The 15,684-nt window shown below is 39.2% G+C and carries 10 protein-coding genes; 5 read left to right on the top strand and 5 right to left on the bottom strand.

Going from position 1 to position 15,684, the window contains the following annotated elements; translation table 11 throughout:
- Positions 1–86 precede the first annotated feature (86 nt).
- Positions 87–1,064, bottom strand: a complete 978-nt coding sequence (locus tag I6E80_RS08895) for a DNA topoisomerase IB (protein WP_197185370.1) — start codon at positions 1,062–1,064, stop codon at positions 87–89.
- Between the two features lie 313 nt (positions 1,065–1,377).
- Here I6E80_RS08895 and I6E80_RS08890 point away from each other — a divergent pair, with 313 nt between their 5' ends.
- Both I6E80_RS08890 and purU read left to right on the top strand, forming a co-directional pair.
- Positions 1,378–3,264, top strand: coding sequence for a hypothetical protein (locus I6E80_RS08890; protein WP_197185369.1), 1,887 nt, complete (start codon positions 1,378–1,380; stop codon positions 3,262–3,264).
- Between the two features lie 204 nt (positions 3,265–3,468).
- Positions 3,469–4,299, top strand: coding sequence for a formyltetrahydrofolate deformylase (gene purU / locus I6E80_RS08885; protein WP_197185368.1), 831 nt, complete (start codon positions 3,469–3,471; stop codon positions 4,297–4,299).
- A gap of 88 nt (positions 4,300–4,387) precedes the next feature.
- Here the strand turns inward: purU and I6E80_RS08880 are convergent, their stop codons facing one another.
- Together I6E80_RS08880 and acs are read right to left on the bottom strand one after the other, a co-directional pair.
- The gene (locus I6E80_RS08880; protein ID WP_007584799.1) at positions 4,388–5,038 is read right to left on the bottom strand and encodes a response regulator transcription factor; all 651 of its coding nucleotides are present in this window, start codon (positions 5,036–5,038) and stop codon (positions 4,388–4,390) included.
- Between the two features lie 104 nt (positions 5,039–5,142).
- Positions 5,143–7,083 carry an acetate--CoA ligase gene (acs, locus tag I6E80_RS08875; RefSeq protein WP_197185367.1) on the bottom strand — a complete coding sequence of 647 codons (1,941 nt, stop codon included), beginning with the start codon at positions 7,081–7,083 and terminating at the stop codon, positions 5,143–5,145.
- Positions 7,084–7,523: 440 nt separating this feature from the next.
- On the opposite strand from acs, the gene I6E80_RS08870 reads away from it, so the two are divergent.
- Both I6E80_RS08870 and I6E80_RS08865 read left to right on the top strand, forming a co-directional pair.
- Complete coding sequence (locus tag I6E80_RS08870; protein WP_010554447.1) at positions 7,524–8,690, top strand: DcaP family trimeric outer membrane transporter; 1,167 nt, start codon at positions 7,524–7,526, stop codon at positions 8,688–8,690.
- Positions 8,691–8,913: 223 nt separating this feature from the next.
- Entirely contained in the window at positions 8,914–11,037 is a 2,124-nt protein-coding gene (locus I6E80_RS08865; protein ID WP_197185366.1) for a TonB-dependent siderophore receptor, read from the top strand.
- 376 nt (positions 11,038–11,413) lie between these two features.
- On the opposite strand, the gene recA is transcribed toward I6E80_RS08865, so the two are convergent.
- Complete coding sequence (gene recA, locus I6E80_RS08860) at positions 11,414–12,457, bottom strand: recombinase RecA (RefSeq protein ID WP_076925188.1); 1,044 nt, start codon at positions 12,455–12,457, stop codon at positions 11,414–11,416.
- Between the two features lie 68 nt (positions 12,458–12,525).
- Positions 12,526–13,014: a nicotinamide-nucleotide amidohydrolase family protein gene (locus I6E80_RS08855; protein ID WP_076925189.1), complete on the bottom strand. Its 489-nt coding sequence runs from the start codon at positions 13,012–13,014 to the stop codon at positions 12,526–12,528.
- Between the two features lie 21 nt (positions 13,015–13,035).
- Between I6E80_RS08855 and mutS the strand changes: the two genes are divergently transcribed.
- Positions 13,036–15,621, top strand: a complete 2,586-nt coding sequence (gene mutS / locus I6E80_RS08850) for a DNA mismatch repair protein MutS (protein WP_197185365.1) — start codon at positions 13,036–13,038, stop codon at positions 15,619–15,621.
- The last annotated feature ends 63 nt before the right edge of the window (positions 15,622–15,684 follow it).

The raw sequence follows: 15,684 nt of genomic DNA, 5'->3' as shown, positions 1-15,684 counted from the left end.
TTTAAAAACTCGTTTTTTGAACTTTAATAAATTAGATTAGTGAATATGTAATTAATATGCTTAAGTGTGTAAAGTTGCTATGGCAATTAATCTTTTAAAAAAGCTAAAAAACCACGTTCATAACGACTCAAGTACTTCGTTTTTCGTGGTAATGAAAGCGACTCTCTCCACGCAGTTTGAGTATCTTCATCTTCTTTGCACAGCGTAATTAAATCGGGATGCACATAAGATTTACGTGCTATAGCTGGAGTATTACCCAGTTGCTGGGAGACACTATCAAGCATATTTTTTAAAGTAAGTGCTCCTTTCGCTTTAGCTAATTGTTTAAATGCAATTACGCTTGCTCGCCAGGTTCTAAAGTGTTTTGCACTAAACTCCTCACCCATTATTTGCTGAATGTATTGATTTATTTCACTTGATGTAACATTAGTGCGCTCACCCTCATTTATATACTGAAACAAATGCTGGCCGGGTAAATCTTGTAAGTCTTTTATTACATGGCTAAGCACCCTATCGGTTATATTTACTTCACGCTCCTTGCCTGATTTAGCACGATACTTTAGCTGAATGTTTTTACCCGTGAGTTTTGCATGGCGTGTGCGTAATGTTGTAGCACCAAAACTTTTATTTTGCTTTACGTTACGTTCGTTACCTACCCTCAGCGCACCTAAATCCATAAGCCTTACAACTGCCGCTAAAGTACGTTCAATATTAAGCTCATCACCTTGTAAGTCTGTTTCTAAACGTGCTCTTAACAAAGGAAGTTTATTACCAAATACTCCACATGCTTGGTATTTTTTAGCCTCTTGTTGCGCTCTAAATTCAGGATGATAGCGGTATTGTTTTCGCCCTTTACTATCAAACCCTGTCGCTAAAATATGCCCATTTTCTTCTGGGCAAAACCAGGCGTTTTTATAGGCAGGCGGAAATGCCAATCCATTTAAACGATCAATCACATTTTGCTCTTTTATTTGCTTTCCTATTGGATCGAAGTAAAGCCAACTTTTGTGTTTAAGTTTACGAGTGATCCCTGGCAAATTATCGTCTACATAAATTAGTTTCATTTACCCTCCAGTTATATTTAAGCATGCGTCGAAATATAAAATGTATCACTTTAAAATAACCTTAAACTGAACAAGATTATTGATATATAATAAAAAACTAACAACAACTATAAATACTTAATATATATTAATAATTCTATTTAGGTTTTTGTAAAAGTAGGACGCACTTACGCGCAAGCAACAAGTCTATTACGATTAAACTCAATGCACTTCGCGCTAAAAATAACTACTTGAGATAGATTTATTATCCTAAGTTCAGATTAATTACACTTTTGTCCCCCGTAATTGGGGTGCTGTTTAAATGGAGAATTCAATGGCTTTTGATTATGGATCGATTGATCTTGGACTAAAAAACCCCTTCAAACTGGAAGGTAAAGTAACAGCGCTAAGAGGACTCATTGAGTCTATAGCGGGTATTAGTTTACTTGTTATTGCTGCGGGCTCAGTGAAAGAAGATACAACTGCTGGATGGATTTTAATGGTGTTTGGCATGCTTATTTTAGCATTCGGCATTCGCTCACTTTCAAGTGGTATTTATGCAACTCTTAAGTATTTTGTAGGCAGAAACCACCCTACTTCACTTGCTTATAACTACAGCAAATCACAAGCATCAACCGCTCAAGAAGAACAAAAAGAAGTAGCCTATACAGCGCAATCACTAGAAGAAATGTTGGTTGGTCGTAAAAATAGTACATTTAAAGAGCCTAATGGTTTTTTATCGCGTTTACTACACAGTTTAATCCCTAAGTTATTATTCCTACCTTATCCTATTCGTAATGTTGCTCAGCGCTTATTTGGCTCATGGGTAAGTACCCTTGTTGCACTTATTGCTTATGGCCTTGTAGCATTTGTATCTTTATCGGGTTTTACCGGTGAAGCAGGCGAATTAGCATTTCCTGTTTATAGTGCCATATTAATGTTCTACGTGCTTTTTTCGTGGCGCTCTACGGGTAAACCTATTTCTAGAAACGCTGAAAAAAATATTGAAGCACTTGGTACCGGTGCACTCGCTAAAATTATTTCTTTATCTTTTATTCTACCAATCGCTATTGGTCTTTCTATGTCATGGCTGATGAAAGAACAACACATTAGCAAACAAGAAATAGATGGCTGGATTGAGCAACTACCTAGTCTTCATGCTGGCATGTACTTAGTTGCGATTATTGTATTAGCTACTCTGAGCTGCGCAATTGCTTTTATTATGATTAAAGCGCGTTTAAATGCAGTTACACCTTCGGCTGAAGTATCAGAACTACGTGAAAACTGGCAAGAGTCTGTTCATCCTGACGAAATTTTTATAAACCTTGATAACTTAGTAATGGCTAATCGTCGTTATAAAGAGGTACCTAACAGAGTTTACAGAGAATTAGACCCTAAACTTCAAGAACAAATTGAAGGTAAAGGCGGTTTTAAAGGTGAAATGATCCAAGAAATTCAGCCTAAATTGCACTCAATGGATTTAGGTAAAAACTTCTCGTTAGCAAGGCTAATTTCTTTAGTGAGCGGTAACTTACTTTACATTGTAGCGTTGGCGTTTACTGTATTTTTAGCGTATTCGTTTATCAATATTTATCATTACGTTGACGCGGCAAATATTAGTAGCTTTAAACAAGCATTTAATAACCAACATGTTGTTCAATTTAGTGAACTATTAATGACAAGCTTTCACTTATTGCTAATAGGTATACTTATTAAAGCATTTGCGCAATTACTAACAAACACAGCTCATTTGTTCTTTGCTGAAATGCAGTTTGAATCACTATTGGTATATTTTAAATGTGAAGGCACATTTACTGAGTCTAAAATATCAACTGGTACGGGTATTCACGATAGTACCCGCTCAGAAAATACGTTAGTACGCAGTAGCATAACGCCTTGGATTATTGTTTCTCGTGTTGTTTCTACTACGTTTGCAGCAACAGGCATGAAAAACCTTGAACATCCTCGCCATATTATGGAAATGCATAAAGACGAAGGTCAATTACAAGCAATCAAAAAAGACGTTATCGCGTTCTTGAAAGACCGTGAATCTATCGCCTCAATCACCAGTGAGCGTGATTTAGGTAATGCGTCACAAATACATCAATTAAACCAACAAACGCGCGCGATACCTACTCAGCAAGCGATAGCGAAAGATGACGAAGAAGCTGCTGGGTATTTAAGACAAGAAGAAAACTTATCTCCTGAACCTAAGGGTTAATTAACCTAAACTCTGGATAAGTAGTATTAATGCCACCTTGTTAAATTAGGTGGCATTTTTTTAACCTCTATTCAATACTTTTTAACTTTATTACCTCTTTTATACTCAACAACATGATTAATATTGGATTAGTCCACAAAGCCCTTGCTTTATATGCCAAAACACAAATAATGAGGTATTAATCACGGGGTAAGAATGAGGACAATGAGCTATATATTAACCACCCAATGTGCTGACGACGTAGGCTTAATAGCTGAAATCACAGGGCTTTGTCATAAAAACAATTTAAACATTACGCGTAACAACGAGTTTGTAGATAAAGACGCGCAGCGATTTTTCATGCGTACAGAGCTTACAGGTGAGCCACAAAGCGACTTTTTAGACCAACTGCGTGCATTGCTACCACAAGGCGCTAAACTTGCTCTGCATTGCGGCGCAAAAACTAAAGTAGTTTTACTGGCAACTAAAGAAGCCCATTGTTTAGGTGGCATGTTATTAAAGCAATTTGAACAAACTCTTAATATTGAAGTATTAGCTGTAATTGCTAACTATGCTGATTTAGAGCCGCTAGCTAAAGGGTTTGGTGTGCCGTTTCATGTTGTATCGCACGAAGGACTCACTCGCAGCGAGCACGATCAGAAAGTAGGTGATTTAATTGCCAGCTACAACCCTGATATTATTGGCCTTGCCAAATACATGCGTATTTTGAGCCCTGAATTTGTGGGTCGCTTTGAAGGCAAAATAATTAATATTCATCACTCATTTTTACCAGCATTTATTGGTGCTAAACCTTATCATCAAGCATTTGAGCGCGGCGTAAAGATTATTGGTGCCACCGCTCACTTTGTGAACAACGAGCTTGATGAAGGCCCTATTATTTTGCAGGATGTAACCAGCGTTACACATGCCAATACCGCCGAAATGATGGCTAAAATGGGTAAAGATGTTGAGAAAACAGTGTTTTGTAAAGCACTGCAACTTGCTTCAGAGCATAAGTTATTTATTAATGGTAATAAAACCGTAGTGTTTTCTTAGCATTAATTATTTTACACATAAAAATATGCCAGCATTGTTGCTGGCATATTTTTGCTCATAAATAAGCAAGTGACTTTTTAAATGTAAATTATGCCTGCTCTATTGGCTCGAGTTTTAATTTAGCGGCAATTAAAACGGCTTGGGTACGATTGTACACGCCGAGTTTTCTAAATATGGCTGTAATGTGTGCTTTTACTGTCGCTTCTGATATGTGCAGTTCATAAGCAATTTGCTTATTAAGTAAACCTTCGTGCAGATATTGCAGTACTCGGTATTGTTGAGGTGTTAATGAGGCAACTTGCGCTGCTATTTCTCGGTCTTCACCTTCAATTTCAGCTACTTTGTTTTTTAGCTCTTTTGGTAGCCATGTATCGCCTTCAAGTATTTGGTTAATTGCACTGGCAATATCATCAGACGATGACGATTTAGGAATAAAACCCATAGCGCCGTAACCCATTACTTTTGAAACTATATTAGCGTCTTCACTACCCGAAACAACGGCAATTGGTAAGCTTGGGTATTCTTCTCTAATACGAATAAGACCATATAAATCACCATTACCTGGCATGTGAAGGTCTAGCAGTAATATATCAAGATCCTCTTGCTCGCTTAACACTTGCAGTGTGCTGTCAAAATCGGATGATTCAAAAACCTCTAAACCTTCAAATTTTGCGCTCAGTGCGCCCTTTAGTGCTTCACGAAATAACGGATGATCGTCCGCTATTAAAAACTGACTCATGGTTCACTCCTAATAAATTCGGCTGCCAGTTAGGTATAAAACCCTTACTGACAGCCGATATACTACGTTTAGAATCAACTTGTAATCAAGTTTTTAACGCACATTTAACGATTTAATCTGTTCTCGATTAGTTCATCAACTACAGATGGATCTGCAAGCGTTGACGTATCACCGAGTTGTTGGTGCTCATTTGCAGCGATTTTACGTAAAATACGACGCATAATCTTGCCTGAGCGCGTTTTAGGTAAACCCGGTGACCATTGAATCATATCTGGTGATGCTATTGGGCTAAGCTCTTTACGAACCCAGTTACGTACCTCTTTGGTTAACTCATCGCTTACTGTTACACCTTCGTTAGGTGTAATATAAACATAAATACCTTGGCCTTTAATATCATGCGGGTAACCCACTACTGCAGCTTCGGCTACTGCTTCGTGCGCAACTAAAGCACTTTCAATTTCGGCAGTACCAAGGCGATGGCCTGATACGTTAAGTACATCGTCCACACGTCCTGTGATCCAGTAATACCCGTCTTCATCACGACGACAACCGTCACCTGTAAAGTAAACACCTGGGTAGGCGCTAAAATAAGTTTGTTCAAAACGTTCATGGTCGTTGTAAACAGTTCGCGCTTGCGATGGCCAGCTATCTAAAATAACTAAATTACCGTCCACAGCACCCTCAAGGTTATTCCCCTCAGCATCAAATAATGCAGGCGCAATACCAAAAAATGGATGTGTCGCAGAACCAGGTTTTGTATCAGTAGCACCTGGTAATGGCGTGATCATAATGCCACCGGTTTCTGTTTGCCACCACGTATCAACAATCGGACAATTAGATTTACCAATACTCTCATAATACCACGTCCATGCTTCTGGATTTATTGGCTCACCTACCGAACCTAAAATACGTAAACTATCACGGTTTGATGAAGCAATTGGCTCATCACCTTTCGCCATTAATGCACGAATTGCTGTAGGCGCAGTATATAAGATAGTAACGCCGTGTTTATCAACAATTTCACCCATACGCCCGGCTGTTGGGTATGTGGGTACACCTTCAAATAAAACTTGCGTACAACCGTTTACCAGTGGTCCATAAGCAATGTAGCTGTGTCCTGTGATCCAGCCTACATCGGCACTACACCAATACACATCGTCTTCTTTTAAATCAAACACGTATTCATGTGTCATTGATGAGTAAACTAAGTAGCCTCCTGTGGTATGCACAACACCCTTCGGCTGACCTGTTGAACCTGACGTATACAAAATAAACAATGGATCTTCAGCATTCATTGGCTCTGGCTCGCACTGCGCTGGTAAATCTGCAACTAAGTCATGCCACCAAATGTCATGTTCATTCCAATCAACTTCGCCGCCTGTTAATTGATGTACTATAACGTGTTCAATTGAAGTCACTGTATCTTGTGCAACAGCTTCATCAACGTTTGCTTTTAGTGGTACACAATTACCTGCTCTGCGCCCTTCATCTGATGTAATAACAACCTTGGCACCCGAATCTCTAATACGATCGGCAATCGCTGAAGGTGAAAAGCCACCAAATACAACTGAATGAATAGCACCAATACGTGCACAAGCTTGCATTGCATACACAGCCTGTGGCGTCATAGGCATATAAATCGCTACGCGGTCACCTTTTTGCACACCTAATTTTTTTAAGCCATTAGCAAACTTAGCAACTTCATCATGCAGCTGCTGATAAGTAATACTCTCGCTTTGAGATGGACTATCACCTTCCCAAATAAGCGCAACCTTATCGGCTTTGGTTTTTAGATGGCGGTCAATACAATTGTACGAAGCATTAAGGTAGCCATCTTCATACCATTTAATATTTATGTGACCTTTATCAAAAGACGTATTTTTAACTTTGGTATAAGGAGTAGACCAATCAAGACGTTTGCCATGCTCACGCCAAAAACTTTCTGGGTCATCAATAGATTGCTTGTAAAGCGTATTATATTTATTTTTATCAATGAGAGTCGCATCTTTAATATGCGCAGGAACTGGATAGATACTTTGTGACATCTTAGTCTCCATTTAAATTACTTGCCTTAAGCTTTTATCAAGGATTACTCAGCAGTGCTACATTAAGTATTAGACCTTAGTTGTACACCCCTTCAATTTCCTCATTTGTAGTTTATAATCCTTCTGCTTTCAATTTTTTTACATAAATAATACAACGCGTTAAATGTAAGTGAATACAAACTAATCTGTTCTCAAACCTTAGTCTTATAGACCAATAGGTAATTGAGTAAATATTGCACATATTCAACAGTGTTCTCGTACTCTAAATAAAGATATTTTGTTGTACTTACTAAAATGCTTTATTTAACGAATGAAAATAGAAAGTGAATTGAAAGCCAAATTAACAACCCTTTTTATTCGTAAGTAATACTCGTAGCAAGTAATACAACCTTACATGAAAAAAAGTAACAAATAACAAGTAGCCTATAAAGGACACCACAATGAAATTTACCCCATTAAAAACATTGGCAGCAAGCGCTGTACTATGTGCACTATCAAGTACTGCTTATGCAGCGACTGCCGCAAAAATTGGTGATACCGAATTTACTTACGGTGGATACATTAAGCTCGACTCTATGTGGAGTGATTATTCAGCGGGTGCGCCTGCAGGCTCAAACGTAGGTCGTGACTTTTACGTACCAAGTACACTTACAGTTGGCGACGATAACAGCTCAGATGCCGTGTTTGATATGCATGCTCGCGAGTCACGCTTTAACTTTGGCACAGCTACTGTTATGGATAACGGCAAGACCGTTAACACTAAAATTGAGATTGATTTTTTAGCCTCAGCTGCTGGCGGTAATGAACGTGTATCAAACTCTTATGCTCCACGTATTCGCCATGCGTTTGTGACATACGACGGTTGGTTATTTGGTCAAACATGGTCTAACTTTCAAAACGTGGGTGCCCTTGCTGAAACGCTTGATTTTGTAGGCCCAGCTGAAGGCACTATATTTGTTCGCCAATCGCAAATTAAATATACCACTGGCGCATGGTCTTTCTCATTAGAAAACCCAGAAAGTACAATTTCTACTACAAGCGGTATGGTAGTAACTGATGATGCATCATTACCTGACTTTACAGCTCGTTACACGCATAAAGCTGATTGGGGTAACATTGTTGTTGCAGCGCTTGCTCGCCAACTAACTTATAAAGTAGGCAGTGTTGATGCAGATGAAACATCTTTTGGTATTAGCGCATCAGGTAAAATAAACCTTGGTGAAGACAACCTAAAATTTATGCTTACTCAAGGTAAAGGCTTAGGCCGTTACGTAGGCTTAAACGTTGCTCACGGCGCAGTACTTAATGGCGATGAACTAGATGCCATTGATTCGACTTCTGGTTTTGTTGCTTACCAGCACAAGTGGACAAGCCAATGGCGTTCAACGTTCTTATACTCATTCTTCTCTGCTGATAACAACACTGATCTATTAGCTATTTCTGGCGATCCGACAGAATCAAGCCAAAGCTATAGCGCTAACATTTTATATTCCCCTGTTAAACGCCTAACATTTGGAGCTGAGCTAAAACATGCTGAGCGTGAAACTGAAAGCGGCGTAGATGGCGATTTAGATCGTTTACAGTTCTCTGTTAAATACTCTTTTTAATAACTAAAAAGCTAACTAATTAAAAAAAAGCGGCCTTGGCCGCTTTTTTTATAAGCGATATTAAGTTCTATATAATTCATCAATTCGTACCCATAATCTCTATATATGACGCTAAAATCCAACAAAATAGAATAATAATAGGTAAAAAACACACAACTCAATTGCAAATCGATATCATTTAGATTAAGTTACGCACTTCTTTTTGAACTAACTGGAAAAACTTATGTCGTCCCCTCAAGTTTTGCGTTTATCTAAACTAACCTTTGCTACTTCTTTAATCCTATCTGGTTATGCACTTGCTGATGAAGCAACTGTAAAAAATGAACCTCTCGAAAAAATTGCGGTATATGGTCAGCATCACAAAAACTACATAACAGAAGAGGCACAATCGGCTACCAAACTTGGTTTAACAATTAAAGAAACACCACAGTCAATCTCGGTAGTATCACGCGCACTCATGGACGACTTTTCATTAGACGATATAAACTCAGTACTTGAGAGCACGCCAGGCGTAACAGTAGAGCAAATAGAAACCGACCGTACTTACTTTAAAGCTCGTGGTTTTGAAATTACGAACTTTCAAGTTGATGGCTTAGGTATTCCACAAAGCTCAGGGTCAATTCAAGGCAGTCTTGATACTTCAATTTACGACCGTGTAGAAATTGTTCGTGGCGCTAATGGCTTAATGACCGGCGCGGGTAATCCTTCTGCAACTGTAAATATGGTTTTAAAGAAACCAACATATAACACACAAGCTAATGCGTCTGTGTCATATGGTTCGTGGAATAAAAAACGATTAGATTTAGATGTATCTACGCCAATAAATGAAGAACACGCCGTACGTGCTGTATTTACAAAACAAAAAGCTGATTCATACTTAGATCGTTACGAAACAGATAAAACAATTATTTACTTAGCCTACGAAGGTAAATTAACGGACAGCACACTATTAAGTGTTAACTACGTTAATCAGCAAAAAGATGCTGACAGCCCGCTTTGGGGAGCGCTGCCTCTTTATTATACTGACGGCACACCAACTGACTACGATGAGTCAACAAGCACGGCTTCTGATTGGTCATACTGGAATAACAGTGCAGAGCAAGTATATGTAACGCTTGAACAAAACTTATCAGCAACATGGGTGGCTAGAGCACGCTATGCTCACATCGAAAACGAGCAAGACTCAGAGTTGTTTTACGTATACGGTACACCAGATAGAGAAACAGAGCTTGGCTTAACCGGTTATGCAAGCCGTTATGACTACGAAGATAAGCACGACTTATTTGATTTGTATGCGAGCGGGAAGTTTGATTTATTTGGCCAAGAGCATGACTTGGCATTTGGTGTTAGCCAAGCAAAAATGGATTACACCGAGCAGTCTCTTTACGATTACACCACAGGCAATGGCTTTCCGGCAATGCCATCACTTAAAACGTGGGATGGGGTAATGCCACAAGCAACACTTGCTGATGGCGTAAATGGAAGCGATATAACGAATGAGCAAAAGTCGGCGTATATATCAACTCGTATCAGATTAAGTGAGCCACTAAGTATACTTGCTGGCGCGCGTTATACGGATTGGGAAACAAAAGGTACAGCGTACGGTGTTGCTCAAACTCGCAATGACTCAGAGCTAATACCTTACATTGGTACTGTATACGACTTTACCGAGTCTTTCTCTGCTTACGCTAGCTACACTGAAACATTTGTCCCGCAAAAAGAACTTGATATAAATGCAAATCAACTCCCGGCAATTACAGGGAAAAGTAGTGAAATAGGGATTAAAGCGCAGCTTCTTGACGATCAACTATTTGTGACATTCGCTTATTTTGATGCAAAACAAGACGGCCTTGCTATTGCTATACCTAACTCATTACCAGATGATACTCGCTACTACGCCGCAGATGGAATTAATAGTGATGGCTTTGAAGTAGAGCTAAGCGGTAAATTTACAGATGATTTAAGTGCAAGTATTAGCTTTAGTAATTTAAATATTGATGGTGATGATTTAGTAAAAGATTACACACCAGAAAACCAACTTAAAATAGCAGCAACTTACCAAGTACCTTTAATTGATGGTTTATCATTTGGTGCAAATTACCGCTGGCAGGATTCAACTAGCCGAGTACAAGTTAGCGATGCTAATGGTATTGCAAGTGTGACGACCCATCAAGATGCCTACGGGTTACTTGATTTAATGGCCACTTACAAAATTACAGAAAACGTAGGCGTTACATTTAATGTGAATAACACCACTGGTGAAAAATATTTGCACAGCCTATACTGGGCTCAAGGCTACTATGGTGCACCTCGTAACTACGCGCTATCAGTTAACTGGCAACTATAAAATTAATTAAAAACATTTTAATTAATTTAAAAAACGACACATACTATGTGTCGTTTTTATTTTTAAGGCTGTAATACCAACCCGCAATAATACTTTATCAATTAGAAGGGTTAAACCTGACGCTAATTGCGTTAAAGTTTCGAATTTACTAATGCATAGCAGTACAGAAAAAATTGCCGATATCAACTAAATAACGAAGTTTTCCTCTCGTTATCAACAAGGTTTTCTTTTCTTAAAGTAGATTACTTAATTAAGCTGATTGGTATAATTATTATCAACTTAGTAAAAGCTTAAAAACAAAAAAGCACTAATCATTACTGATTAGCGCTTTTTAAAGCTCGGGTCAAATCAAGCTTAAAAACTCATTTTTAGGCTGTTAAAGGTCAGCGTCATCGCCTAACTTATCTTCACCATCTTCTGGTTCAATAGTTGCTTTTAGTAAAAGCATTTCGCGTAACTTGCCTTCAATCTCATCTGCAATTTCTGGATTTTCTTTCAAAAACTTAATTGAGTTAGATTTACCTTGGCCAACTTTGTTGCCACAGTAGCTATACCAAGCACCTGCTTTTTCAACAATTTTGTGCTTAACACCTAAGTCAATTAACTCGCCTTGCTTAGAAATACCTTCACCATACATGATGATAAATTCAGCTTGTTTAAACGGCGGAGCAACTTTGTTTTTAACAATTTTAACGCGAGTTTCGTTACCAACAACCTCGTCACCTTCTTTTACAGAACCAATACGACGAATATCAATACGTACCGATGCGTAAAACTTAAGTGCATTACCACCCGTTGTTGTTTCTGGGTTACCAAACATAACACCAATTTTCATACGGATTTGGTTAATGAAAATACATAACGTGTTAGAGCGTTTAATGTTACCAGTAAGCTTACGTAATGCTTGTGACATTAAACGTGCTTGTAAGCCCATGTGCGAGTCGCCCATGTCGCCTTCAATTTCAGCTTTTGGTGTAAGTGCAGCAACCGAGTCAATAATAACAACGTCTACCGCGCTTGAGCGTACTAACATGTCACAAATTTCTAGTGCTTGCTCACCTGTATCTGGCTGCGATACAAAAAGCTCGTCAATATTAACACCAAGCTTTTGTGCATAAATTGGATCTAGAGCATGCTCAGCATCGATAAAGGCACATGTTTTGCCTTCTTTTTGAGCTTCTGCGATAACTTGTAAAGTAAGTGTTGTTTTACCTGATGATTCAGGACCATACACTTCAACAATACGTCCCATAGGTAAACCACCTATGCCTAAGGCAATATCGATGCCTAATGAACCTGTAGATACAGATTCAATATTTAACGCTTTGTTATCACCCAATTTCATAATTGAGCCTTTACCAAATTGACGTTCAATTTGTGATAGTGCAGCGTCCAACGCCTTTTGTTTGTTATCGTTCATTTTATTCTCCAAATCCAGCTAATGGAACCAAGTATACTGTATGAAATCACAGTATCAAGTTAATTTTTTCATTTTATCTCATCAATTACACTTTTTAATGAAAATACAATAGCTTGCAGTCTAACTTGAGCCCTATCACCGGTAAATACTTGCTTTAAAGCAAGTTGCTTGTCGTTAATTTGTATACCAAACCACACTAAACCAACTGGTTTATCTTCGGTGGCACCACCGGGCCCTGCAATACCCGATATAGCTATAGCTATATTGGCGTTCGCAGCCTTAATTGCACCTAATGCCATTTCGCGCACGGTTTGCTCGCTCACAGCACCAAATTGCGTTAATGTACTGGCACTTACATTTAGCAAATCCTGCTTTGCTTGGTTGCTGTAAGTGACAAATGCACGGTCAATATAAGCAGAGCTTCCAGGGGTATCTGTAAGGGCATAACTCACTCCGCCACCAGTACATGACTCAGCACTAGTGATCCATAAGCATTTATCCGTTAAAATAGCGCCTAATTGCGCAGCAAGTGTTTTAATCTCTTGATGTAATTCCATATTCAGCCTTTGGGTAAATACATGTCGTTTGATCTTTATGCACCACACACTATAAAACAACAAACCCCTATGATGCAGCAGTATCTAAAAATAAAATCAGAGCATCGCGATATTTTATTGTTTTATCGTATGGGCGACTTTTACGAACTCTTTTTTGATGACGCTAAACGCGCCGCTCAATTACTCGATATTTCGCAAACTCATCGCGGCAAAGCCGGTGGCGATCCTATCCCTATGGCGGGCGTACCTTATCATGCAGTAGAAAACTACCTAGCACGTCTAGTTCAAATGGGCGAATCAGTGGCTATTTGTGAACAAGTGGGTGACCCTGCAACTAGTAAAGGTCCTGTCGATCGTAAAGTTGTTCGTATTGTAACGCCAGGTACTATTTCTGACGAAGCGCTTTTACAAGAACGACAAGACAACCTACTTACCAGCGTTTGGCAAAGTAAAAAAGGTTTATACGGTATTGCGTACCTTGATATTAACTCTGGTCGCTTTAACGTTGTAGAGGTTAGTACCGATGAAGCTTTTAGCTCAACTATTCAACGCTTAGCTCCGGCAGAATTGCTATATAGCGAAAGCTTTGAAAACTTCCATTTAATTGAGCATATAAAAGGTGCTCGTCGTCGCCCAGAGTGGGAGTTCGACTTAGATACGGCTCAGCACTTATTATGCGATCAGTTTGGTACTAAAGATTTAGTTGGCTTTGGTGTTGATAAAGCTCACAGCGCACTTGTTGCTGCTGGTTGTTTAATGCAATACGTAAAAGATACACAACGTATTGCACTGCCACATATTCGTGCAATTACACTTGAGCACAACGAACACGCTGTTATTTTAGATGCCGCAACCCGTAAAAATTTAGAACTTACCGTTAATTTATCAGGCGGGTTTGAAAATACACTTGCCCAGGTACTTGATAAAACAGCAACGCCAATGGGTTCTCGTTTACTTAAGCGCCGTATTCATACACCTGTACGTAATAAAGACGAGCTAAATTCACGCTTAAATGCAATCAGTGCCATTTTAGATGTACAACTGTGCGGTGAATTACACGAATCATTAAAAGAGATTGGTGATGTAGAGCGTGTTATTGCACGCCTAGCTTTATGCACAGCTCGCCCGCGCGATTTAACTCGCCTGCGCAGTGCATTACAAGCACTTGCACCACTGCATTCTTTGTTAGGTGATGCTAACGATCCTCGTATAGCGGGTATTATCAAGCACTCGCCTGAGCTCCCTGATTTACAAGAGTTATTAGAACGTGCAGTGATAGAAAACCCACCGGTACTAATTCGTGACGGTGGTGTTATTGCCCCTGGTTACAACAGCGAACTAGATGAATGGCGTAACTTAAGTAAAGGTGCAACCGACGTACTTGATCAACTAGAGTTGCGTGAACGCGAACGCACGGGTATTAGTACGCTTAAAATTGGTTATAACCGCGTACATGGCTTTTTTATTGAAGTAAGCCGCGCCAATGCTCACTTAGTGCCAGCCGACTACATTCGTCGTCAAACACTTAAAAATAACGAACGCTATATTATTCCTGAGCTTAAAGAGCACGAAGATAAAGTACTTGGTAGCCAATCAAAAGCCTTAGCGCTTGAAAAGCAACTATACGAAGAGTTGTTTAGATTTATTGCTCCACACATAGAGCAACTTCAAATGATGGCAGCGGCACTGGCCGATTTAGACGTGTTAAATAACTTGGCCGAACGTGCACTTGCACTCAATTATGCAAAACCAGAACTGTGCGATAACGACAATATAAGCATTAAGCAAGGTCGTCACCCTGTTGTTGAACAAGTAATGAAAGAACCATTTATTGCCAACCCTGTTGAATTAAACAGCCAACGTAAAATGTTGATTATTACGGGTCCAAACATGGGCGGTAAATCAACCTATATGCGCCAAACAGCACTTATTGTATTAATGGCTCACATTGGCAGTTATGTACCTGCAGACAGCGCTAAAATAGGCAATATCGATCGCATATTTACACGTATTGGTGCTAGCGATGATTTAGCATCAGGTCGCTCAACCTTCATGGTAGAAATGACCGAAACAGCAACTATTTTAAATAATGCCACGGCGCAGTCTTTAGTGTTAATGGATGAAATTGGTCGCGGTACAAGTACCTACGATGGGCTCTCGCTTGCGTATGCAACAGCCGATCATTTAGCGTCAAAAATATCAGCTAAAACATTATTTGCTACTCACTACTTTGAGTTAACAGAACTTGCTGAACAAACAACAGGTCTTGTAAACGTGCACCTTGATGCAATAGAACATAACGATACAATCGCCTTTATGCATACAGTACTTGATGGCGCAGCAAGTAAGAGCTTTGGCTTACAGGTAGCTGCTCTTGCGGGTGTGCCAAAAGCTGTAATAGCACAAGCAAAGCAAAAACTTAAGTTACTTGAAAATCATCAAAGCGTTACTGCACCAAGTACAGAGCAACAAGCCTTTACTTTTAATACCGAAGCTGCACAAAGTACACCTTCTGAAGTGGAAGAGCAGTTAAGCGCTATCGACCCTGATAATCTATCGCCACGCCAAGCGCACGATTTATTATATAAACTAAAAGCATTGTTGTAATTTATATCATCTAATTTACAAGCATAAAAAAAGCCGAAGAATAAATTCTTCGGCTTTTTAACA

The sequence above is a fragment of the Pseudoalteromonas sp. NSLLW218 genome (assembly GCF_015864775.1).
In the GTDB taxonomy this organism is placed as follows: Bacteria; Pseudomonadota; Gammaproteobacteria; order Enterobacterales; family Alteromonadaceae; genus Pseudoalteromonas.
This window is presented reverse-complemented; position numbering and strand designations above follow the sequence as displayed.

Excerpts from the sequence above, each read along its gene's own strand:
- I6E80_RS08890 (WP_197185369.1), top strand. The coding sequence starts at position 1,378 with ATGGCTTTTGATTATGGATCGATTGATCTTGGACTAAAAAACCCCTTC.
- acs (WP_197185367.1), bottom strand. The coding sequence starts at position 7,083 with ATGTCACAAAGTATCTATCCAGTTCCTGCGCATATTAAAGATGCGACT.
- I6E80_RS08895 (WP_197185370.1), bottom strand. The coding sequence starts at position 1,064 with ATGAAACTAATTTATGTAGACGATAATTTGCCAGGGATCACTCGTAAA.
- I6E80_RS08855 (WP_076925189.1), bottom strand. The coding sequence starts at position 13,014 with ATGGAATTACATCAAGAGATTAAAACACTTGCTGCGCAATTAGGCGCT.
- I6E80_RS08865 (WP_197185366.1), top strand. The coding sequence starts at position 8,914 with ATGTCGTCCCCTCAAGTTTTGCGTTTATCTAAACTAACCTTTGCTACT.
- recA (WP_076925188.1), bottom strand. The coding sequence starts at position 12,457 with ATGAACGATAACAAACAAAAGGCGTTGGACGCTGCACTATCACAAATT.
- I6E80_RS08880 (WP_007584799.1), bottom strand. The coding sequence starts at position 5,038 with ATGAGTCAGTTTTTAATAGCGGACGATCATCCGTTATTTCGTGAAGCA.
- I6E80_RS08870 (WP_010554447.1), top strand. The coding sequence starts at position 7,524 with ATGAAATTTACCCCATTAAAAACATTGGCAGCAAGCGCTGTACTATGT.
- mutS (WP_197185365.1), top strand. The coding sequence starts at position 13,036 with ATGTCGTTTGATCTTTATGCACCACACACTATAAAACAACAAACCCCT.
- purU (WP_197185368.1), top strand. The coding sequence starts at position 3,469 with ATGAGCTATATATTAACCACCCAATGTGCTGACGACGTAGGCTTAATA.